Below are 25,929 nucleotides of genomic sequence, written 5' to 3' on the forward strand. Positions count from 1 at the left end.
CTTTTGCACTCTCTACTTTTCAGTTAATGAAAGGGATGTTTCTTTTATCCCTTCAAATTCATTTAATAGGTACTTAACTATCTTTTCAACTGCGGGGAAGTCTACTATTTCCTCATGTGATCCAGGGACTGAATACCTATTTACTCTTCCTTTTAATAAAGGTCCCCAATCTGTAAACAACTCTTTTCCTTCCTCAGCACTAAAGTAGATAACTTCTCCAAAGTATGGTATCAAATCATTCTCTGCCATTAAGTTCAGGCATTTCCTATGAGCATTGATAACTTGCTTCAAATTCATAAGATTTGCATCAGGCGGGAGTACTCCTTCCATAATTAATCGCTCCACAAGCATATCTTGCTTATGAACGAGCCCTTCTTCCTGCTCAGTAAGATCTCTAGGAATGAAATGTTCAGATATATATGAGAGCATATCCTCCCTTGTTTTACGATCTTGCTCTGAAGGTACTTTAGTATCCATTAGTATCAACAACTCAACTTCCTCACCTTGATTCTTTAGCACAGTTGCGATTTCATAAGCAATTGCACCGCCTAAAGACCATCCTCCAAGACGATATGGGCCTTCTGGCTGAACACGTTTGATTTCTTCAATGTAAAGTTGAATTAGTTCCGGCAAGGTCAATTCATCAATTTCTTCCTTTTCTATAAGAGGATTCTGTAAACCATAAAATGAACAATGGTTCTTAAGTAATCTTGCTAGTTGAATGTAACAGAATACATTCCCCATAAACGGATGAACACAGAAGAAAGGGCTTTTTTCTGATTCTTGTAGTGGAACTAGCGCTGCTACTGATTTCGTCATATCATGCTTATCACGAATAAGGCATGCGATTCCTTCCAATGTTGGATTCTTAATCAATGTTGAAACCTTAATCTCTTTTCCAAACTTCTCCCTAATTTTTGAAACTAATTTAATTACAAGGAGAGAGTGTCCTCCTCTATTAAAGAAATCATCATTTACATAGACATCTTCTATCTGTAACACATCCTGCCAGATTTTAATCAACTGATATTCAATTTCATCCCTTGGAATGATTGGTGTAGAGAAGTTATTTTCTCTATGAATAGTTAAATTGTTCAATGCCTTTCGATCAACTTTGCCATTCGTTGTAAGAGGAATCTCGTCTACCTTAATAAAGTGTGCGGGAACCATATAATTTGGTACTTGTGTCTTGAGATACTCACGCCACTCATGCATACTACCATCTCCAACTACATAAGCAACCAATCTCTGCTCTCCTAATTTATCCTCTGTTGCCAAAACTACTGCTTCTTTTACCAATGGATGCCTCTCTATACTCGCTTCAATCTCTTCAAGTTCAATACGAAAGCCCCTAATTTTCACTTGATTATCAATTCTTCTCAAGTAATCTAAATTACCATCAGGTAAATAACGAACCAAATCTCCCGTACGATATAAACGCTCTTCTTCATTAAATGGATGACAGATGAATCGCTCTGCTGTTAATTCTGGGCGATTCAAGTATTCTCTCGCTATACCTGCACCCCCAATATATAGCTCACCTGTTACACCAACTGGAACAGGTAACAAATTTTTATCCAATACATAAGTTTGAACGTTCGGCAATGGACGTCCAATTGTTACTCTCTTACTATCTTTTTTGATATGATAGCATGTTGCATCAACCGTACATTCTGTAGGACCGTATACGTTATAAAAATCAATCTTTTCAGTCTCTACTAGCTGTTCCCATAATGACGGCATGATTGCTTCACCACCGACCAATATCTTGCTTGGTACATGAACATCAGCACTTATTTCTAGCAATCCTCCATCTATTAGTAATTGAAGTAATGAAGGTGTCATATCAAACATTTCCAATTTATTCTCCCTAATATAGGACACAAATTGTTCTGGGTTAGTGCGAACTTCACTTGGAATAATATATAAACTTGAACCATAAAGCAGCATTTGTAATTGCTGAATAGATACATCAAAGGCAATTGATGCATTCAAACCGACGCGCATATTACTAGGTATCTCATGTGAGAAAACTTCTTTTTGTAAACCATATGATAGGTTTATTACAGAATGGTGCTGTACTAAAGCTCCCTTTGGATTCCCTGTCGAACCAGAAGTGTAGATAACATACGCTAAGTTTTCCCCTGTTACCTCACATATTGGTGAAAGTTTGCTTTCTTGAGAAAGCATTGCTTGGTCCCTATCTAGGCAAACTGTCTTAATGTCTTTAGGAATCCAGCCTAGTAATACTTCATTTGTAACTAACACTTTAATTCCTGTGTCTTCTAAAATATATTGTAGGCGGCTTTCCGGATTCGATGGATCTAATGGAACATAGGCTGCTCCAGCCTTCCAAATTCCCATGAGACCAACAACCATCTCAACTGAACGCTCAAAGCAAAGGCCAACTAATGACTCTGTCCCAATTCCACATTTCTGTAAATGATGGGCTAATTGATTAGCTCTTTCATTCAGCTCTCGATATGTTAGTTGCTGTTTTTCATCTACCACTGCCAACGCGTCAGGCGTACGATTTACTTGCTCTTCGAATAGTTGATGAATTGCATTCTCACGTGGATAGGATATAGTATTATTATTCCATTCTTCCAATAGCTTTCTTTGTTCAGCTTCCGTAATATATACTAGCTCCGATAGATTTTGATCAATGTTTTTGAGCATTTGCATTAACACTTTGTGTAAATGACCCAGCATTCGTTCAATGGTTACTCTATTAAACTTACTACGGTCATACATTAACTTTAACGATAACTGGATTCCTGGAACTACAGCTAACCCTAATGGGTAGTGGGTTTGTTCTACCCCTTCCAATTCACCAATTTCCAGATTTTCTGAAGACTCCTCTTTCACTGGATAATTTTCAAACACATATAAACTATTGAACAGCGGTATTCCTCTAGGAACTTCACTCCACCCCTGAATCTCTGTCAAAGAAGCATACTCATATTGTCTTCTTTCTATCTCTCCCTCTTGTATCTTCTGCAACCAATCTATTAATTTTATATCATCCATCAATTGAATTCGCGTCGGTGACGTTGTAATGAAAGGACCTACGATGTTTTCAACATCAATAATCTCCGTAGAACGTCCTGAGCTTGTTACACCAAAAACAATGTCATTTTCTCCACTATATCGGCTCATGAGATATGCCCATGCACCTTGAATTACTGTACTCAAAGTAAGTTTATTGCGTTTCGCCCATCCTTGTAACGCTTGAGTCTGCTCTTCTGATAAATACGTAACCTTCTCTGTGTAACCTTTTTCTTCCTCTTTACTTTCTAAGCCCAGCAAAGTTGGCGCAGTAAAACCTTTTAGCTTCTCTCTCCAGAATTGTTCCGCCTGCTCCTTATCTTGCTCTCTTAACCATTGGATATATTTCTTATATGGTGAGGACTTAGGTAACTTCACAGCTTCTCCATTCATTCTCTTCTGATAGACTGTAAGTAATTCATTAAATACTAATGGTAAACTCCATCCATCCAGTAAAATATGGTGATGGGTCCAAACAATCCGATATTCTTCCTCACCTTCTTGAATGACTGTTACCCGCATCAATGGTGCTTCATCAAATTGGAAGGCTTGTTTTCGATCTAATGCCAAAAAGACTTTTCTTTTTTCCTCTATCTCTTCACTTGTCATTGTACGCCAGTCTTCTTTATTCACTTTAAATGGGATATTTTCATACACCACTTGTACAGGTTCTTCAATTTCGTCCCATACAAATCCTGTACGAAAAATTTCATGCCGCTGAATTACAGATTTCCACGCCTGCTCAAATGTAGGAATATTCATTTTTCCTCGAATCATAAAACTCAATTGCACTATATACGGTGCAACATGTTCATCCCCTTGGTCATGCAATGTGTGGAAAATCATACCTTCTTGCAAAGGTGATAGTGGATATAAATCAGTAATCTGATTGTTCTTTCCGCGATGCATTTTGTTTAGTACATTTGTCAAACCTTCTTGGCTAAGATTAGCCATTGCAAAATCCGAAATGGTCAGTGCAGATTCTCTATCTGAAAATTGAATCAATGTACTCAGTTGATATAGCATATTCTGTGCAATACTTTGAATCGTTGATTTGGAAAATTGTCCAACATTGTATACCCAAGTGAACTGAAGTTTTCCATCCGTTACAACCCCAATTACATCAATTACATGCGATCGCTTGGAACCGGCAGCATGATCTAAACGCTTAAATTCGTTCTCCGGAATAAACATTGCATCGCTAGAAAACATTTGGTCAAATTGTCCAAGATAGTTAAAACTAATAGACGGTGTATATTGGGAGCTTAATTGCTCACACATTGTTGCGTTCATGTAACGCAACACCCCATAATCAACACCCTTATTAGGAATTTTGCGAACTTGTTCTTTAACTGCTTTTAATGCTTCAATTGGCGTATTAGCACTAGTAATATTTAAATGAACTGGGTAAATACTTGTAAACCATCCCACAGTTCTCGATAAATCAACATCTTCAATAATCTCTTCTCGACCATGTCCCTCTAAATCTACGCTCAATATCGGCTGCCCCGTACATGCTGCCGTAGCTTGTACTAATGCTGCTAATAATACTTCATTGATTTGGACACGGTGAGTGCTTAAAGTCTCTTGCAATAACATACGGGTCTCATTCTCATTTAACACCACAGTAATTTCCTCAGTTACTGCGCTTACTGGATTACTTATAGTACCATCTACCGGCAATTTAACTACGTCTTGTTCAGCCTGCTCCTCCCAGTAATGTAGCACTTCTTTTGATAGGCCAGTTTCAGCGTAATGATGTAATTTCTCCGACCATTCTTTAAAAGATGTACTCTTCATAGGTAATTGAATTTTCTGCCCTTGGACTACTTGCGTATATGCTGTTTGCAAATCTTCCAATAAAATTCGCCAAGAAACACCATCCACGGCTAAATGATGAATTGTCCAAAATAATCGGCCAGCGTGCTCACCTTCATCAAAATACACCATTCTCATTAGCGGACCATCATGTAAATTCAAACTTTCTTGTGCAATATTAATCTCTTTTTGAATAACCTGATGCCAATTAGCTTCCGGCACTTCGTCTAATGAAATGACAGTAAGCATCAATTGTTCTTCTATTCCTTCATTCCACTGTTTCCAAACCCCATTAGGTAAACGTTCATATCTTAAACGCAGAGCATCATGATGAAGTAGAAGGTTACCTGCCGCCTTTTCCAGTGATCCTATGTCCAATTTCTCTTTCGTTCTAAAGAACATGGATTGATTCCAATGATGTGGGTTAGGATGATTTTGTGCAAAAAACCTTTGCTGAATAGGTGTAAGTATCGTCTCTCCAGTTATAATTCCCTGTTCAGCTTGTACACCTTGTTCTTCTTTGACTACTTGCGCCAACTCAGCAATTGTTTGGTGTTCAAATATTTGTTTTGGTGTCAATTGTAAACCAACTTGCTTCGCGCGCGAGACAATCTGAATGCTAAGAATTGAATCTCCACCAATTTCAAAGAAGTTATCATTCATACCAATACGTTTTGAACCTAGCACACGTTCCCAAATGATAGAAAGCTTATGTTCACGTTCATTTCTTGGGGCCACGTATCCTTCTTGTGTCCCTTGATAATCTGGTATAGGTAACGATTTCCGATCAATCTTTCCATTTATGGTTAGCGGTAATTCTTTCATTTCGACAAAGTAGGAAGGTATCATATGGATTGGCAGTTTTGTTTTAAGATACTCTCGCCATTCTTCTAAACTGCCTTCGCCCACTACATAAGCTACCAGCCTCTTATCTCCCGACTGATTTTCCCTAACCATTACAACTGCCTCTTTTACTAAGTCATGCTCTTGTAAAGTCGACTCAATCTCTCCAAGTTCAATTCGAAATCCTCTAATCTTCACTTGATTATCCATTCTTCCTAAGTAGTCTATATTACCATCAGGAAGATATCTCACAAGATCACCTGTTCTATATAACCTCTCGCCTTCTTTGAATGGATGAGAAATAAATCGTTCGGATGTTAACTCTGGACGATTCAAGTACCCCCTTGCTAGACCTGCTCCTCCGATATAAAGTTCCCCCATTACACCAACTGGAACTGGCAACCTATTTCTATCTAATACATAAGTTTGGATGTTAGGCAATGGACGTCCAATTGTTACTCTCTTACTATCTTTCTTGATATGATAGCATGTTGCATCAACCGTACATTCTGTAGGACCATATACATTATAAAACTGGATTTTATCAGTCTCTACTAGCTGTTCCCATAATGACGGCATAATTGCTTCACCACCAACCAGTACCTTACTTGGAACATGAACGCCATCGCACGTTTCTAACAATCCGACATCTATAAGTAATTGAAGCAATGAAGGTGTTATATCAAAGATTTCTAACTTGTTCTCCCTAATATAAGCTACAAACTGCTCCGGATCACTTCGTACTTCGCTTGGAATAATATACAAACTTGAACCATAAAGCAGCATTTGTAATTGCTGAATAGATGCATCAAAGGCAATTGACGCATTTAAACCGACATGCATGTTAGATGGTATCTCATCTTCGAAAACCTCTTTTTGTAAACCATGCGACAAGTTTATTACAGAATGATGCTGTATCAAGACACCCTTTGGGTTCCCTGTCGATCCCGAAGTATAGATAACATACGCTAGGTTTTCTCCTGTTACTTCACATTTTGGTGAAAGAATGCTTTCTTGCGAAATCATTGTTTGATCCCTATCTAGACAAACTATCTTGATTTCTTTAGGTATCCAATCTTTCAATGACTCGTTCGTAACTAATACTTGAATTCCAGTGTCCTCCAAAATATATCGTAGGCGACTTTCTGGATATGATGGGTCTAATGGAACATAGGCTGCTCCAGCCTTCCAAATCCCCATAATACTAACAACCATCTCAATTGAACGCTCAAAGCAAAGTCCAACCAATGATTCATTCCCAATTCCGCATTGCTGAAGATAGTGGGCCAATTGATTAGCTTTTTCATTCAGCTCTCGATACGTTAACTGCTGTTTTTCATCTACCACTGCTACCGCATCAGGTGTACGATTTACTTGCTCTTCAAACAGCTGATGAATTGTACTTTCCTGTGGATATGCTACAGCACCATTATTCCACTCTTCCAACTGTTTTTGCTGTAATCCTGATAATATAGGCAACTTAGCTAATGATTTATCAGGATTCTCCACGATTACATTCAACCAGTTCCCAAAATGTTCAGCCATGGATTCAATAGTTAAGCTGTCAAATAAATCAGTTCTATAAACAAAAGTAAGTAATAAACCCTCTTCCACTTCTGCAGCAGTTAAACTTAAATCAAACTTAGCGATCGGAGCATTACTTTCCATTACTTCTATATTTCTTCCATGTAATTCTGGTAGCTTCTGTCCCGTATTTTGCAAAGTAAACATGGTTTGAAAAATCGGAGAATGGCTTGTATTTCGTTCAGGTTGGATAACCTCTACAATTTTCTCAAACGGAACATCTTGATACTCATACGCCTTCAATGCTTTTATCCGTACTTGAGATAACAACTCTTGAAATGCCGGTGCATTACTTAAATCAGCTCGATAAACCAAAGTGTTGACAAAGAAACCAATCAGCCCCTCAATTTCTCGATAATTTCGATTTGCAATTGGGCTACCAACAATAATATCCGTTTGTCCCGTATAACGAGCAAGGAAACTTTGATACGATGCCAATAAGGTCATGAAAAGTGTGGCCCCTTCTTGACGACTTAGTTCGTTTAATTTATCCAGTAATGAGCGTGACAACAAAACATTATGAGTTAATCCATGATGGGTTTGCACTGGCGGACGCGGACGATCCATTGGCAACATTAAGACTGGTAACTCACCAGATAATTCTTCCTTCCAATATGCAAGCTGTTGATATAGTACTTCATCTTTCAACCAGTCTCTTTGCCACTGAGCAAAATCGGCATATTGAACTGGTAGTGGTTCCAGCTCTGCTTGTTTTTCACCAATCGCATTCTCATAAAATGCCATCCATTCTTGAAGCAAGATTTCCATCGACCACCCATCCGAGATAATATGATGCATATTACACAGAAGAACCCATTCTTCTTCTGAAATTCTTATGAGTTTCCCACGGAATAATGGCCCTTGTTCTAAATCAAATGGAGATTCGACTTCAGTTTGAATCCATTGCTCCAGCTTTCTTTCTCGCTCCTCTAATGAAAGCTTAGTTAAGTCCATTTGCAGAAGCGGACGGAAAACGTACGGTTGAATCTGCTGCACAGGATGGCCATCCTCTTCATAAAATACAGTCCGCAAAGATTCATGACGCTCTATCAACTGATTCCATCCCAATTCCAATGCTTCAGGTAACCAATTCCCTGTAAGGCGGCATGCCATTGGCATATTATAAAGGGCACTATTAGGTGCAAATTGATCAATAAACCATAAGCGCTGTTGGGCATAAGATAGTGGAATATTATTTCCACGTTCCATCGGCACCAATGGTGGAATTTCTCGTTTTTCATTCCCCTTACGTAACTGATCCATTCGTTTCGCTAATGCCTCGATCGTTGAATATTCGAACAGTTCACGTACTGGCAATTTGATTTGAAAGACTTCCTGTAAGCGCGAGACCACTTGTGTAGCAAGTAGAGAGTGACCACCAAGCTCAAAGAAAGAATCCTGAACACCAATGTCTCCTATTCCTAGCACTTGACTCCACACTGAAGCGATAAGTTCTTCCAGCGGAGTTCTTGGGTATACAGTATTTTCAGCGGATTGTTCACTAAGTATAGGCAATGCCTTCAAATCAAGTTTTCCATTCGGTGTAAGTGGTAAAAATTCCATCTCAATAAAGTTTGTTGGAACCATGTAATTTGGTAAATGTGTTTGTAGATGTTCTCGCCATTCATGGACACTTCCTTCACCAACTACATAAGCTACTAATCTCTTATCACCTTGATTATCCTCTCGTACCAATACAACTGCTTCTTTCACAGAAGAATGTGCCTGCAAAACAGCTTCTATTTCTCCCAATTCAATCCGGAAACCACGAATTTTTACTTGGTCATCTATACGTCCATGGAACTGGAGATTACCATCAGAAAGATAACTTGCTTTGTCTCCTGTATAATAGAGACGTTCTCCTGACTTGAAAGGATGTGGAATAAATTTTTCCTTTGTAAGATCCGGACGATTAGCATATCCACGTGCAAGACTCTTCCCTCCAATATAGAGATCTCCAATTACGCCAATTGGTACTAGCTGAAGATGAGAATCTAACACATAAACTTCTGTATTTGCAATCGGTCGACCAATCGATGGCGTACCTGTTGTCACTCCTACAGGTACATAACAATCTGTGGTAACAACGGTATTTTCCGATGGACCATACTGATTAATTACCGCAAAAGGAATATCGTTAGATGGGTACTGCGTTAATTGATCCCCACCAGTAATGATAAAACGAAGATCCGTTTTATCTGGCCAAGATAATTTCAAGAGCCTTTCCAGAATAGGCGTAGGTGCAAAGCTAGCTGTTATTCGTGAATCAATGAGCCAGTCCCTTAGTGCTTCTGGATTAATTCTCAGTTCCTCTGTTGACAAGTAGAGTGCTGCGCCAGCAGTTAGATACGGCCAAATCTCCTGCACAGCCGAATCAAAAGCAACCCCTGCAATCTGAGTCGCACGATCCTCTGCTGAAATATGATAAACTTCCTGATGCCAAGAAACCATATTCATTAATGAGCGATATTCAACCATGACACCCTTCGGTTTTCCTGTAGAACCAGAGGTATAAACAATATAGGCTAAGTTCTCTGGATTTATTTGACGTGTAGGTGCGATTACGCTTTCCACCGTTAATTCTTCTAACCTCACCATTTCGACGTGTGCGAAATGGCCTTCTTGTCCTTCCGCCGTCACTACAAATTGAATCCCTGCATCTTCAATCATGTATTCTAACCTTGATTTTGGATACAACGGATCTAAAACGACATAAGCTCCACCAGCTTTTAAAATGCCTAGTAAACTTACCATTAGCTCAGCTGACCTCGGAAGATAAACCCCTACCACTGACTCTGGGGCTACTCCCTTTCGCTGTAAAACATTTGCCAACTGATTTGCTTGTGTATCCAGTTCACCATAAGTCCACTGTTTTGTTTGATCAACTATCGCAATCGCATCAGGACGCCTTGCTACTTGCTCCTCAAATTTGTCGCAAATAAGACCCTGATGAGACATTTCTATTACAGTGTCATTCCATGTTTCTAATAACAAAGTACGCTCGGGTTCTGATAGCATGCTCAGATCATGCAACGGATTTTGTGGGCGATGAGAAACTTCATGTAGCCATTTCTCAAAGTGTCCTGCCATCCGTTCAATAGTAGTAGCATTGAATAAATCCTTATTGTACTCAAAAGTAAAAAGTAATCCCTCTTCCGTCTCAACTGCCATTACACTTAAATCAAACTTTGCAATTGGACTATGGCTTTCTATCATTTCAATACTTCTACTAGATAACACCGGTAACCCTTGTTTCATATTTTGCAAGATGAACATAGTCTGGAAAATTGGCGAATGACTTGTACTTCGCTCCGGTTGCACAACTTCTACAATTTTTTCAAATGGAATATCTTGATATTCATACGCCTTCAATGCCTTTTGACGAACCTGATACAGTACATCTTGAAATGTCGGTCTACCACTCAAATTAGCTCGATAAACCAGCGTGTTAACGAAGAAACCAATTAGTCCTTCAATTTCTCTATAATTCCGATTCGCAATTGGGCTTCCGACCAGAATATCTTCTTGTCCCGTATAACGAGATAGAAAGCTTTGATATGCAGCTAAAAGCGTCATGAAGAGCGTAGCCCCTTCTTTTCGACTAAGTTCATTCAATTTATCATGTAGCGTGCTTGGCAGAACCATAGTGTATGTCGACCCGTGATGAGTTTGTATTGCGGGACGCGGGCGATCCACAGGAAGTTGGAGTACAGGAAGCTCCCCAGACAATTCTTCCCTCCAATATTGGAGTTGTTGATCAAGCACCTCCTCCTTTAACCATCCTTTTTGCCACTGAGCAAAGTCGGCATATTGAACCGGTAATGGTTCAAGTTCCGCTACCTTTCCATCCGTTGCTTTCTCATAAAATGCCATCCATTCTTCAAGTAGGATTCCCATTGACCATCCATCTGAAATGATATGATGTAGAGTACAAAGGAGTATCCATTCTTCCTCTCCCACGTGCAAAATACTTGTCCTGATTAATGGACCCTCTGTTAAATCAAATGGTACTTCTGTTTCTTGTTGAATTAAACGTTTAACTTCTTCTTCTTGATCTTCAGAAGAAAGCATAGTTAAATCCGTTTTCGGAATTGATTGAAAAGCATACGGTTCAATTTGCTGTACGGGTTGACCATTCACCTCTTGAAAGACCGTCCGCAGTGATTCATGACGTTCTATTAGTTGATTCCATCCCGTTTCCAATGCTTCAAGTAGCCAATTCCCTGTAAGACGGCATACCATTGGCATATTGTAAAGGGCACTATTAGGTGTAAATTGATCAATAAACCATAAACGTTGTTGGGCATAAGATAGTGGAATAGCATCTCCTCGTTTCATTGGTATTAGTGGCGGAATCTCTCGTTTTTTATCTCCTTTACGTAACTGTTCTAATCGCTTTGCCAGTGACTCCACCGTTGTATATTCAAATAGTTCACGTACTGGTAATTCGATTTGAAAAATTCTCTGTAAACGTGACACTACTTGAGTAGCTAGTAGTGAATGACCACCGATTTCAAAAAAGGAATCCTGAACACTAATATTTTTTATTCCTAACACTTGGCTCCAAACGGAAACGATGAGCTCCTCCACTGGTGTTCGTGATGAAGTAATATCTTCACTTATGAACTGTTCTTCTAATTCCAATAATGCTTTCCGATTCACTTTACCATTTGGAGTGAGTGGCATACCTTCAATTTGGAAAAAGTATGCCGGAACCATATAATGTGGTAATTGCTTCTTGAGATATTCACGCCATTCTCCAGCATCCCCTTCACCCACTACATAAGCTACTAACTGCTTATCTCCTGGTCGTTCTTCCTTCACCAACACGACTGCCTCTTTTACAGATGCGTGATCATGTAAAGCTGCTTCAATTTCTCCCAATTCAATTCGGAATCCTCTAATTTTAACTTGGTTATCTATTCTTCCAATATATTCTAAGTTACGATCATTCATATATCTCACCAAGTCACCCGTTCGATATAATCGTTCCCCGTCCTTAAAAGGATGCGGAATAAAACGTTCAGCAGTTAAATCCGGTCGATTGAAGTAGCCACGTGCCAATCCTACTCCTCCAAGGTAAAGTTCCCCTGCCACACCAATCGGGACCACTTGTTGATATTGATCTAACACATACAACTCTGTATTATCAATCGGACGACCAATCGGAATAAGCATTGCTTCTTTTTCTAAATCACAATCGTAATAAGTCACATCCACAGTCGCTTCAGTAGGACCATACAAGTTAATTAACTTTGTTTGCTGAACATTGTAAAAGATCCCCTTAAACCGGCGAACCTGCTCAGTGTTTAACGCTTCTCCACTAGTAAAAACTTGAATTAAAGACGATACATCCCTTTTCGAATTATATAGTTCCATATAATCTAAGAAAGTAGATAACATCGACGGAACAAAGTGCATGGTGGACACGCGATATCGTTCAATATACTCCTCAATCACCGCAGGATCTTTCTCTCCTCCTGGTGGAAGTAAACAAACACGTGCTCCTACAAATGACCACCAAAATAATTCCCATACAGAAACATCAAATGAAAACGGTGTCTTTTGTAGGATTGTATCCTCCTCGGACAATGGGTATTTTTTCTGCATCCACTGTAGGCGGTTGATAACGGAATGATGTTCAATCATTACCCCCTTTGGATTTCCCGTCGAACCCGAAGTGTATATAATATAGGCTAAGTTATTTGCTGTTACTCCACTTACCGGAGCTAAATTACTCTCTTTAGAAATCATCACTTGATCCCGGTCTAAACAAATTGCTTGAATATCTTTAGGTAACCAGTCCTGTAGTGCCTCTTTTGTTAACAGCGCTTGAATTTGTGAATTCTCCAAAATATATCTCAGGCGGTTTTCAGGATAACTTGGGTCCAGTGGGACATAAGCCCCACCTGCCTTCAAAATCCCAAAGAGACCGATAATCATATCAGGAGAACGTTCAATACATATACCAACCAATGATTCAGGTCCGATACCTCGTTTTTGTAGAAAATGTGCCAATTGATTCGATTTTTCATTTAGTTCTTGATACGTTAGCTTTCCACCCTCATAAACTACCGCCACTGCATCAGGCGTCCGTGCAACTTGCTGCTCAAATAGCTCATGAATCATACAATCATGACCATAAACTACGTCCGTATCATTCCATTCTTCTAGGAGTTGATTTTGCTCAGTATCCGATAGCATTGACAGCTTTGTATATGATTCATCTGGATGATACGTGATTTCATTTAGCCAGTTCTCAAAATGTCCTGCCATACGTGCAATGGTACTACTATCAAATAAATCCGTGTTGTATTCAAATGAGACGAATAGACCTTCTTCCACTTCATAGGCAGTTAAGCTCAAATCAAATTTAGCAATAGACATATTACTTTCTACCATTTCAATACTTCTATCAGGCAAATCTAGTCGTTCTTGTTTTATATTCTGTAGCGTAAACATGGTCTGAAATATAGGGGAATGACTCATGCTTCGTTCAGGTTGCACAGCTTCTACCACTTTTTCAAATGGTATATCTTGATATTCGTAAGCTTTTAACGCCTTTTTCTTTGTTTGGTTCAAAATCTCCCGAAAAGTAGGGGTGCCACTCAAATCTGATCGATAAACCAACGTATTAACAAAGAAACCAATTAATCCTTCTACTCCCTTATGGTTCCGATTTGCAATCGGGCTACCAACTAGAATATCTTTTTGTCCCGTATAACGAGCAAGAAAGCTCTGGTATGCGGCCATTAAAGTCATAAATAAAGTAGATCCTTCTTGTCGACTTATATCCTTCAATTGACTGAGCAATTTATAAGGAAAAATCACATGATGCGCAGCCCCAGAGTAAGTCTGCTTAACCGGTCGAGGTCGATCCACTGGCAGTTGTAAGATAGGAAGCTCACCAGACAATTCTTCCTGCCAATACGTAAGCTGACGATTTAGCACATCACCTTGCAACCACCCCTTTTGCCACTTCGCAAAGTCTGCATATTGAATAGATAATGAACTTAATTTAGCAGGATTTCCGCCCGTTTCTTCTTCATAGAAAGCAAGGAATTCATTCATGAATATACCAATGGACCAAGCATCAGAAATAATATGATGCATCGTACACAGTAATAACCATTCATCCTTCTCTAATTGAACAAGCTGATTACGAATTAAAGGACCATTCATTAAATCAAATGGTTCTTGCGCTTCTCTCGCAATTAAACTATCTACCTCTTTTTCTTTTACTTCTAGAGGAAGTTGAGAGTAATCCCTTACAGGTAATGCTCTAGGAAGGAATTCGACAATTTGTTGCACAGGCTGTTCTCCTATTTCTTTAAAAACAGTTCGTAATGATTCATGACGTTCAATGAGTCGATTGAATCCCTTCTCTAATGCTTCAGGTATCCAATTTCCTTTTAGATGCCATACGGTTGGAATATTATATAAAGAACTGTTTGGGTTAAATCTGTCCATAAACCACAAACGTTGTTGTGCATAAGACAACGGGAGTGCTTCTTTATTCTCCTTTTTTTGCATTTGCTTCTGAAGCCATGCTCTCTTCTCAGGAGAAAGTGAACTCAGCTTTGCAAGTAAATCACTTCTCATTTTTTTACCCCTTCCTCAATCAAATTACTCTCAAATATCCCTTGTGCTTCTTCCTCTGATAACTCTTCTAATTGCTTAAGCAGTTCCAGTAATTCTTCATCATTACTCACTTCTGCTTCTTTTTGAATATAATCTTGAAGGCTTATATTCTCCTTACTATCATTCTGCATTTCTTGATTTTTGTTATCGAGCAATTGATCAATCTGTTCTGCCAATTGCTGCACCGTATGAAACATAAATAAATCATGCAATGATATCTCGATTCCAAAAGCCTCTTTAAGATTGGAAACAGCTTGCGTAGCAAGTAATGAATGTCCACCAATTTCAAAAAACGAATCTTGAATTCCGATGTTTTCCATGCCTAAAACTTCATGCCATATCGAAACAATTGTTTTTTCCGTAGACGTACGAGGAGCAATATAACAACTCGCTATCTCCTGCTTCTCTGGTGCTGGTAAAGCCTTCCTATCAATTTTTCCATTAGGAGTGAGTGGAAATGCATTTAATCCAACAAAATAGGATGGAATCATATAATTTGGTAGTTGGTCCTTGAGATAATCACGCCACTTTTGAGCACCCCCGTCTCCTACAACATAGGCAATCAAACGTGGATCGCCAGGATAATCTTCCCGCACCATCACAATAGCTTCGTTAACTAATGTATGCTTTTGTAATACCGCTTCGATTTCTCCTAGTTCAATCCGGAACCCACGAATTTTCACCTGATGATCAATTCGTCCAACATACTCCAAATTTCCATCCGGCAAATACCTTACTAGATCTCCAGTCCGGTATACTCGCTCGTCTTCTTTAAACGGATGCGGTATAAATCGATTTTTCGTTAAGTCAGGGCGTTTTAAATATCCACGTGCTAACCCTGATCCACCAATGTACAACTCACCAACTACACCAATTGGAACCATTTTTTGTTCAGCACTCAATACATATACTTCTGTATTGAAGATTGGTTTACCAATTGGTGGTACCCTATGCATGACACCCTTTTCTAATTCCATATACGTGGAATACGTAGTATCTTCAGACGGTCCATATAAGTTGAACACCTTCTCAATCGTACTTCTCTCGTATAAATCTTGAACAAGCGGATATGGTAACGGTTCTCCAGCCAAATTCATTACCTTTACTGAAGAAGGAATTGTTTTTGCTCGAACCAGTTCCTTTGCTGCCGATGGCACAGTATTAACCAAAGTCACACCTTTGGTAGACAACTTGTCTAGATGTAGAGCATTTTCAGCGACAATCACCTTACCACCCATCGTTAAGGGAACAAATACTTCAAAAACAGATAAATCAAAAGATAGTGAAGTTGAAGCTAATACTCCCGCTAATTCCTTTCGAGAATACGTATGATGCGCCCAATGAATCATTGTTACTGTATTCCTGTGCTCAATCATTACTCCCTTTGGATTTCCCGTGGAACCTGAAGTATAGATAATATAGGCTAAGTTATCACCCGTCACTTCACTCGTGCATACCGTAGTAACTTCTTGTTCTATTTCTGCTCGATTACGATCAATACAAATGACGTTAACGAATGTAGGTATAACCATTTTTTGTTGTAACTTTTCCTGTGTCACCAGTACCTTTATTTGAGCATCTTCTAAAATGTACTGCAGTCGACTTTCCGGATACGCTGGATCAATTGGGACATATGCTCCTCCCGCCTTCATAATTCCTAAGAGACCGACAATCATCTCGGATGAACGTGTAACGCAAATCCCAACCAATGTTTCGCATGTTACACCATTTTTTTGTAAATAATGTGCCAACTGATTCGAGCGTTCGTCCAACTCTCGATATGTTAGTTCTTCATCTTCGCACACTACTGCAATTGCTTCTGGTGTTTTTTTCACTTGTTCTTCAAACATTGTATGAATCGTACTATCTTCTATATCTATAACGGCTGATTCATTCCATTCCTCTAGTAGTTGCTTATATTCCACTTTCGATAACATATTCAATTCTGATAATAAACATTTTGGATAAGAGGCAATTTGATTTAACCAATGTTCAAAATGATTTACCATACGTTTAATGGTTGTATCATTAAACAAATCAGTATTATATTCAAAGGTTAGTGATAATCCTTCTTCCGTCTCAGAAGCAAATAAACTCAAATCAAATTTGGCAACAGAAACATAGCTTTCCATGAGTTCCATTTGTCTTTCGGATAGCTGAAGAAACTCTTGTTTCGTATTCTGTAAAGTAAACATAGTTTGGAATATTGGTGAATGACTTGTATTCCGTTCAGGTTTTACGGATTCTACCACTTTCTCAAATGGGATGTCCTGATACTCGTATGCTTTTAGTGCTTTTTTTCTTATCTGCGACAATAGTTCTTGGAACGTCGGATTTCCACTGAAATCAGCTCGATAAACTAACGTATTTGCAAAGAATCCTATTAATCCCTCAATCTCTTTCACATTTCGATTAGCGATGGGGCTTCCAACTATAATGTCGTCCTGTCCTGTATAACGAGAAAGGAAGCTTTGATACGCTGCCATCAATGTCATAAATAAAGTGCATCCTTCTTGCAAACTTAAATCTTTGAGCTTTTCCTGTAAGGAATTCGCCACTATTAAGGACTGACTTGCACCACGATGGGTTTGAACTGCAGGTCGAGGACGATCCATCGGTAATTGTAAAACCGGTAGTTCCCCAGATAATTCTTCCTTCCAATATTGAAGATGCTGATTCAAACTCTCCTCTTTTTCCATTCCTTCTGCCACATGACAAAATCTGCATATTGGATAGATAACTCCTTCAATTCCACTGGTTTTCCGGTTAGTGCTCCTTCATAAAAAGCCATCCATTCTTCAAGTAAGATTCCCATTGACCATCCATCTGAAATAATATGATGCATCGTACAAATGAGAACCCATTCTTCCCTGTCCACTTTCAATATTCGTGTTCGAATCAGAGGACCTTGTCCAAAATGAAATGGTTCCTCCGCCTCGTTTTGAATAAGGCGTTTCATTTCTCTTTCCCTATCTTCCAAAGAAAGATCTGTTAGATTCGTTTGAGGAATATGCCTGAACACATGAGATTGAACCTGTTGAAAAGGTTCACCCTCTTGTTCTAGAATTGTCGTCCTTAATGATTCATGACGCTCCAACAATTGATTCCATCCGACCTCCAATGCTTCAATTGACCATTTACCTGTTAAGCGACACGCTGCATGAATATTGTACATAGCACTATTTGGCATTAATTGATCAATAAACCATAGACGTTTCTGCGCATAGGAAAGTGGGATAACTTCTTCTCGTTTCATAGGTACAAGAGGAGCAACCTCTCGTTTTTTATCTTCTTTTCGTAACTGATCCACTCGTTTCGCCAATGCTTCCACTGTATCGTGCTTGAAAAGTTCACGTAATGGAATTTTAATTTGGAACATTTCTTGCAATCTAGAGACAATTTGAGTAGCAAGTAGTGAGTGCCCACCACGTTCAAAGAAGGAATCCTGAATGCCAATATTTTCTGTTCCTAACACTTGACTCCAAACCGAGGCAATAAGCTCTTCCGATGGCGTCCGAGGTAGCACATTTAAATCTTCAATAGCTTGCTCATCAGGTGCTGGCAAGGCCTTTCGGTCAATTTTCCCATTTGGAGTAAGCGGGAAGTGTTCTAAATCTATAAAGTGCGCTGGAATCATATGATTTGGTAATTGTTTTTGTAAATACTCTCTCCACTCCTCGGTATTTCCATCGCTTATTACATATGCAACCAATCGTTGATCACCTGGACGATCTTCTCTAACTAATACGACAGCCTCTTTAATAAACGAACATTTTTCTAAAGTCGCTTCAATTTCTCCTAATTCAATCCTAAAACCACGCATTTTGACTTGGTGGTCCATTCTACCTATAAATTCTAAATTCCCATCAGTTAAATATCTTACTGAATCTCCTGTTCGATATAGTCGTTCCCCAAATCGATATGGATGCGAAACGAATTTTTCAGCAGTAAGATTCGGACGATTTAAGTATCCACGTGCTAAACCAGCACCACCAATATATAACTCACCCTCAATTCCTATTGATTGCAAGCGTTGATTTTGGTCTAATACATATAATTGCGTGTTCTGTATTGGCTGCCCAATAGAAACAAATTCTTGATTAGGCTGAATATCAAATGCATTCACATAAATAGTGGCTTCAGTTGGCCCATAAAAGTTGGTTAATTTCACTTGTCCACTATAATTCCATTTCTGTTGAAATCGTCTAACCAACCCTGAACTTAGTTCTTCTCCACCAGAAAATACATGGCGTACGGACGAACAATTCATATTCAATTCAATATGATTGAAGTGGTCTAAGAAAACAGATAACATCGAAGGTACAAATTGAACTATAGTAACCTGATGTTGTTTAATCACTTCAGCTATAATAGAAGGATCTTTTTCTCCACCTGGAGGTAGGAAAGATACACTTGCACCAACGTGAATGCCCCAAAACAATTCCCAAACAGAGACATCAAATGAGAATGGCGTTTTCTGCAAGACCACATCCTTTTCAGAAAGCGGATATTTATGTTGCATCCATTCTAGATAATTAATTACTGAATGATGCTCAATCATTACTCCCTTTGGATTCCCTGTAGATCCTGAAGTATACATAACATACGCTAAATTTTCTCCTGTTACACCACTTATACATGGGGTTGATTCTTCTTTTTCAATTGCAGTGTAATCTTTATTCATACAAATCGTTTCTATATTTTCAGATACAAACAAATTTTTAGAATTCTCTTCCGTCACTAGTACTTCGATTCCAGCATCCTCTAATATATATCGAAGTCGACTCTCTGGATAAGTAGGGTCAAGTGGAACATACGCTGCTCCTGATTTTAGAATACCTAATAACGCTATCATCATTTGTAATGAACGTTCCATATATACCCCAACTAGAAACTCTGGGCCTACACCATGCTTTTGTAGATAATGAGCTAGCTGATTTGCACGCTTCTCCAACTCTTTATAGGTAATTTGTTCATTTTCGTAACTAGCCGCGATTGCTTCCGGTGTTTTTTTAACTTGCTCCTCAAACATCGTATGAATCATGCCTTCAGCCGAATAATTAAATTGAGTATGATTCCATTCCTCTAGTAACTGTATCTGTTCTTCTTCTGTTAAATGAGTAATTTCAAATAGTTTTGAATCTAGGCTCTTCGTCATCTGAATTAATATTTGCAATAAGTGATTCTGAATCAGATTTATTGTTTCTTCATTAAAATAGCTTCGATCATACATCAACTTTAAAGTAATTTTCTTACCGGGCATTACAATGAGTGTTAAAGGATAATTTGTTTGTTCCGTGCTTGTAACATCTAGTAATCTTAAATCATCATTTCTCTCACCTTGAATTGGATAATTTTCAAACACATACAAGGTATGGAATAAGGAGCTATTTCGCGGAACCTCACTCCAGCCTTGAATATCTATCAACGAATTATACTCATACTGTCTTCGTTCCATTTCTTTCATTTGTATTTTACGAAGCCAATCTACTACTGATGTATTATCCGTTAATCGAATTCTGGTAGGTAATGTGTTAATAAATAGCCCCACCATATTCTCTGCTCCCATTAAATCAGTAGGACGTCCAGCGCTAGTTACGCCAAATACGACGTCACTGTCACCGCTATACCTACTCATCAAATAAGCCCATGCACCTTGTACTAACGTATTCAACGTTAATCGACTATTTCGTACCCACTCTTGTAACTTCTCAGTAAGTTTCTCAGATACTTGATAAACACACTCTCCATAGCCCTTCTCTTGTCCTTGATCCTTTCTTTCCATTGCTAATGGCGTAGGTGCATAGAACCCTTTTAATTCTTCTTTCCAAAATTCCTCTGCTTGACTTTGATCTTGTTTATTTATCCACTGGATATATTTTTTATAAGGAAGAGATTTAGGAAGAGTCAATAATTCTCCCTTTATCATCTTGAGATAAACTTCCATCACTTCACTAAAGACCAATGACACACTCCATCCATCTAGCAAAATATGATGATGTGTCCAAATAATTCTCGTTTCCTCTTTTGCTTCTTTGATCGCAGTGACTCTCATCAATGGTGCTTCATCCAATAAAAATCCTTTTCTACGATCTACATTCAAAAACTGTTGTAATTTCTTCACCCTTTCCTCATGTGGATAGGTGCTCCAATCCTCTTGATGAATAGTAAAAGGAAGACGTTGGTAAACCGCTTGTAGTGGCTTTTCTACTTCCTCCCATACAAATACTGAACGTAAAACCTCATGTCGATTAATAACATATTCCCAAGCCTTTTCAAAAGTATCAACATCCAATTGCCCCCCGAGCAAGAAACCTACTTGTACAATATAGGAAAAAGAATGTTCATCATCTTGATCGTATAAAGTATGAAACAGTATTCCTTTTTGCAAAGGTGATAAACCATATATATCAATAACGTCTCCCATTTTTACACCCTCTTCTTTGTTAATTTAAGTAATACTTTGCTCAAGCTTTCTTCCGTAAGATCCTCTGCATCAGCAAAATCTGATACCGTAAAAGCAGACTCTGTTGTTGGTTTATTTATAAGTTGACGAAGATGCCTCAACATACCATCTGCTATCACTTGAATTTTTAATTTAGAAAACTGTTTCCTACTATACATCCAAATAAAATGTAACTTTTCATCTTTCACCATTCCGATAACATCAATTAGATGAGATGGTTTGGAATCTGGAGCATGATCTAAAAATGTAAATCCTGTCTCTTGCATAAACAAAGAGTCCCTTGAAAACACCTGATCAAATTGGCCCAAATAGTTAAAGCTTATTGAAGGCTTTTGCTGATAAAACGGAAGTAATCCTTTATTCAAGTAACGTAAAATGCCATAGTCAACTCCGCGATTTGGGATTCGACGCAATTGCTCTTTGACTGCCTTTAACCCTTCAATAGGTGTCTGAGTTCCTTGAAAATTGAGATGAACGGGATAAATACTCGTGAACCAGCCCACTGTCCTTGATAAATCAATACCTTCAATCATCTCTTCTCTCCCGTGTCCTTCTAGATGAATAGAAACAGTTTGCTGATTTGTACAATCGACGATAGCTTGTCCTAATGCCGTTAATAGTACCTCATCAATCCTTGTCTTATGAGTGACTAGAACTTCGTGAAACAATGCTTGTGTTTCTTCTATTCCTAAAGTCCTCGTCACTTGATCAATCGATTCTTCTGTCGTTTCTTGTATTGGATAGTCCATTGGAATTTTCATCGTTTCTTTTTCTACTTGTTCATTCCAATAATCCTTTACTTCTTTTGAAATACCCGAATCACTGTATGTCTGAAGTCGTTCAGACCATTCTTTAAAAGATGTACTTTTCGCAGGTAAGCGAATTTCTTGACCTTGTTTCATCTGGTTATATACCACCTGTAAATCTTCCAATAGAATCCTCCATGACACTCCATCTACTACTAAATGATGTATCACCCAGAATATTCGATCATTTTCAGTCAAGTTATCTTCAAAGTACACTACTTTCATTAACGGACCAGTAATTAAATTGAAACTAGCTTGATGAATATTCATCTCTTCTTGTATTATTTTATTCCACTCTTTTTCATTAACTTGATTCCGTTTTACAACATGGAGTACTGACAGCTCATCAGTCCCTTCATTTCTCTGTCTCCACGTTCCGTTTGGTAACTGTTCGTACCGGAAACGTAAAGCATCATGATGTTTCAGTAAATTTAATATCGCTCCCTCTAGTAATTTCACATCCAATCTTTCTTTTACTCTTAAAAGCATTGATTGATTCCAATGCTCTGTATGTGGATGTTCTTGCTCGAAGAACCAGCACTGAATTGGAGTAAGAGGCACATCACCTATCACAATTCCCTGCTCCGCTTGTACTCCCTGCGTTTCTATAGCCACTTGTGCCAGCTCAGCGATAGTTGGGCATTCAAACATTTGCTTTGGAGTCAGTTTTAACCCCACTTGACTTGCTTGAGATATGATTTGAATACTGAGAATCGAGTCGCCACCAATTTCAAAGAAATTATCATAGATTCCCACCTTTTTAACACCTAATACTCTCTTCCAAATGGTAGTTAGTATTTGTTCGTTACTATTCCGAGGGCCAACACATTCACTATTAATCTGCTTTTCCTCCGGCATAGGTAAGGCCTCACGATCAACTTTACCGTTAGTTGTAAGTGGAATAGCTTCCATCGCCACAAATCCCGAAGGAACCATATAACTTGGTAGTTTCGCTTTAAGATATTCTCTCCACGCATCTACATTTCCATCTCCTACAACATATGCTACTAATCGTTTATCGCCTGGCTGATCTTCTCTTACAATTACAACTGCCTCTTTTACATATGCATATGTATGTAAAGTAGACTCAATTTCCCCAATCTCAATTCGGAAACCACGTATTTTAACCTGATGATCAATTCTTCCATGATAATCTAGATTCCCATCTGGCAAATACCTCGCTAAGTCTCCTGTCCGGTATAATCTTGCTTTCAGATCACTACTAAATGGATGAGATATAAAACGCTCTGCTGTTAATTCAGGTCTATTTAAATACCCACGTGCAAGCCCTGCCCCGCCAATATAAAGTTCACCATCAACACCTATAGGAACAGGTTGTTGATAAGCGTCTAGTATATACACTTCTAAATCGGGAATCCGCTTTCCAATATTACTTCTTGAAACATGCTGCACATCATCTAAAGTAATTGGATAATATGTAACATGAACTGTAGTTTCTGTAATTCCATACATATTAATTAACTGTGGTTTTTTCTCCCCATACCTTTGAAACCACGGTAACAAGCTAGTAGGTTCTAACGCTTCTCCGCCAAATATGACATAACGCAGCTGCAAATTTTTATTCTTATCTTCTTGTTCACACACTTGTATTAATTGTCGAAATGCGGAAGGTGTCTGATTTAGAACTGTGACTTCTTCCTCCACCAATAATTGATAAAAATCCTTAGGTGATCGACTAATCCAGTACGGAACAACAACTAATTTTCCACCATATAATAACGCTCCCCAAATTTCCCATACTGAGAAATCAAATGCATACGAATGAAAAAGCGTCCAAGTATCTTTTTCATTAAACTGATACCAACAATCCGTCGATTTAAATAACCGAATGACATTGTGATGTTCTATCATAACGCCCTTTGGATTTCCCGTTGATCCCGAAGTATAGATTACATATGCCAGATTTTTGGGACCGACACTAGAAACCGGCAAAGTCTTACTTTCTTTCCCAATCTCATCTTGATCACGATCCAGGCAAATCGACTCAACATTTTCTGGTAACCAGTTCAATTCTTTTAAACTTTCTTGCGTTACGAATAACTGAATGCTAGCATCTTCTAAAATATATTGAAGTCGTTGCTCTGGATATGTTGGATCAAGTGGGACATAAGCCCCACCAGCCTTCAAAATCCCTAAAATACCTACAATCATCTCGTGGGAACGTTCAACGCACAGTCCAACTAAAGTATCAGGTCCTACTCCTTTTTTCTGCAGATAATGAGCTAACTGGTTTGCACGTCCATTAAGCTCCTTATAAGTAATTTTTTCTTTTTCATACGTAACTGCAATAGCATTTGGATAAATCATCGCTTGCCGTTCGAACATTTCATGAATAGTTACTTGAGGCGGGACATCCAGTTTAGGATTGTTGAACTCAACTAAACTTTTTCTTTTATCTTCCTCAGAAATGATTTCTATTTCAGCCACCTTCTGCTTTGGGTTTTCAAAAGTGTTTTCCATTATCGCTAACATCACGTTAAAAAACCGTTTTATCTCTTCCTTAGAAAATAGCTCCTCACGATAATCAATATGTACATGTAAAGAGTCTATATCAATTAGATTTTCAATATGCACTGCAAAATCTTGTACTTCTTCACGGTTTGGAATCCATAGTGAGTCACCACTTTCATCACGATCCCTATAATCAATCGTAGTTCCGAAAAGTCTCACATTACTGTTATTCTCTTTATTAATCTGCTTTAATAACAAATCAAATGGATATTTCTGGTGTCTTAATGATTTACTTTGTTTTCTGGACACCCTACTAATAAATGAAAGTACTTCTTCTTCTGGATCAATATCCATTCTTAAAGGAACTGTACTCACCATCATTCCAATCAATTTTCGTTCCATTTTAGTCATACGGTTGCCGTAAGCCATTCCTAAACCAATATCAAACGATGAGGTCCACCGATACATGGACAACGAGAAAGCAGCAACAAAAAGGGTGTATAAACCAAAATTGTAATCTTCAGAAAATTTTTCTATCTTTCTCTTCAAATGCTCCGTTAATATAAACGTCTCACGTGATGCTTTGGTACTAACTTGGTACGTATTATAAGGCTTCAACCCGGTCATAGATGGCAGTGTTTTAAATTCCTCTAACCAAAATTTTTGATCTTTTTGAAAACGACTACTATTCAAGTATGTTTGTTCATTGGTCAGAAATTGAACATATGAATTTTTAATTTCGCCTTCCTCATTCTCGTTATGCATGTCATAATAATATTTTGCAATCTGCTCAGTAAATATTTGAATTGATAAACCATCCATAATAATATGATGAACATTTCCAAAGACTGCACATTCATTATCGTTTAATTTTATTAAAGCGAAATAGTATAAATTGGAATTAAATAATGTAAACGTTTCTTTTGTTTTCTGCTCAATCCATTCCTCAAGCAAATTTGTATTCTCCACATTACTGAAATCAAAAAACTCAAATTCTTGTTCTTCATGTTTAATAAAATATTGTTTCGGTTCCTGATGCCCATTTTCTTTTAACCTAATGCACAGACCGTCATTTTCACTGATAACGCGATTCACAACTTGGTTTAATTTTGAATAGTTCATTTTCCGATGAAGTTTAAATAAAAATCTTAAATTACATATTCCTTTATCAGAATGAATAACTTCTGTATACCATATTCTTCGCTGCGGATGGCTTAATGGATAACATTCCTCATTGGTCATAAAAATCTT

Annotated in this window: 3 protein-coding genes and 2 pseudogenes; all 5 read right to left on the reverse strand. The window is 38.3% G+C overall.

Annotated elements, in window-relative coordinates; translation table 11 throughout:
- Window positions 1–12 precede the first annotated feature (12 nt).
- The 5 genes and pseudogenes from QCI79_RS00545 to QCI79_RS00555 all read right to left on the reverse strand — a co-directional run bounded on the left by QCI79_RS00545 (window position 13) and on the right by QCI79_RS00555 (window position 25,920).
- A complete protein-coding gene (locus tag QCI79_RS00545) occupies window positions 13–14,895 on the reverse strand; it encodes a non-ribosomal peptide synthetase (protein ID WP_021728797.1) in 14,883 nt (4,960 codons plus the stop codon).
- A complete protein-coding gene (locus tag QCI79_RS34930; RefSeq protein WP_438502902.1) occupies window positions 14,892–15,110 on the reverse strand; it encodes a hypothetical protein in 219 nt (72 codons plus the stop codon). The genes QCI79_RS00545 and QCI79_RS34930 overlap by 4 nt, the downstream gene beginning before the upstream one ends.
- Window positions 15,087–20,092: pseudogene (locus tag QCI79_RS00550) on the reverse strand (amino acid adenylation domain-containing protein); the annotation flags it as partial. The gene QCI79_RS34930 and the pseudogene QCI79_RS00550, both read right to left, overlap by 24 nt.
- A pseudogene (locus QCI79_RS34935) lies at window positions 20,081–21,361 on the reverse strand (condensation domain-containing protein); the annotation flags it as partial. The pseudogenes QCI79_RS00550 and QCI79_RS34935, both read right to left, overlap by 12 nt.
- A 2-nt stretch (window positions 21,362–21,363) precedes the next feature.
- A complete protein-coding gene (locus QCI79_RS00555; RefSeq protein ID WP_000180429.1) occupies window positions 21,364–25,920 on the reverse strand; it encodes a non-ribosomal peptide synthetase in 4,557 nt (1,518 codons plus the stop codon).
- Window positions 25,921–25,929 lie beyond the last annotated feature (9 nt).

Origin of the sequence: Bacillus cereus group sp. MG1 (assembly GCF_040460035.1) — a bacterium.
Lineage (GTDB): Bacteria > Bacillota > Bacilli > Bacillales > Bacillaceae_G > Bacillus_A > Bacillus_A cereus.

Excerpts from the sequence above, each read along its gene's own strand:
- QCI79_RS00545 (WP_021728797.1), bottom strand. The coding sequence starts at position 14,895 with ATGAGAAGTGATTTACTTGCAAAGCTGAGTTCACTTTCTCCTGAGAAG.
- QCI79_RS00555 (WP_000180429.1), bottom strand. The coding sequence starts at position 25,920 with ATGACCAATGAGGAATGTTATCCATTAAGCCATCCGCAGCGAAGAATA.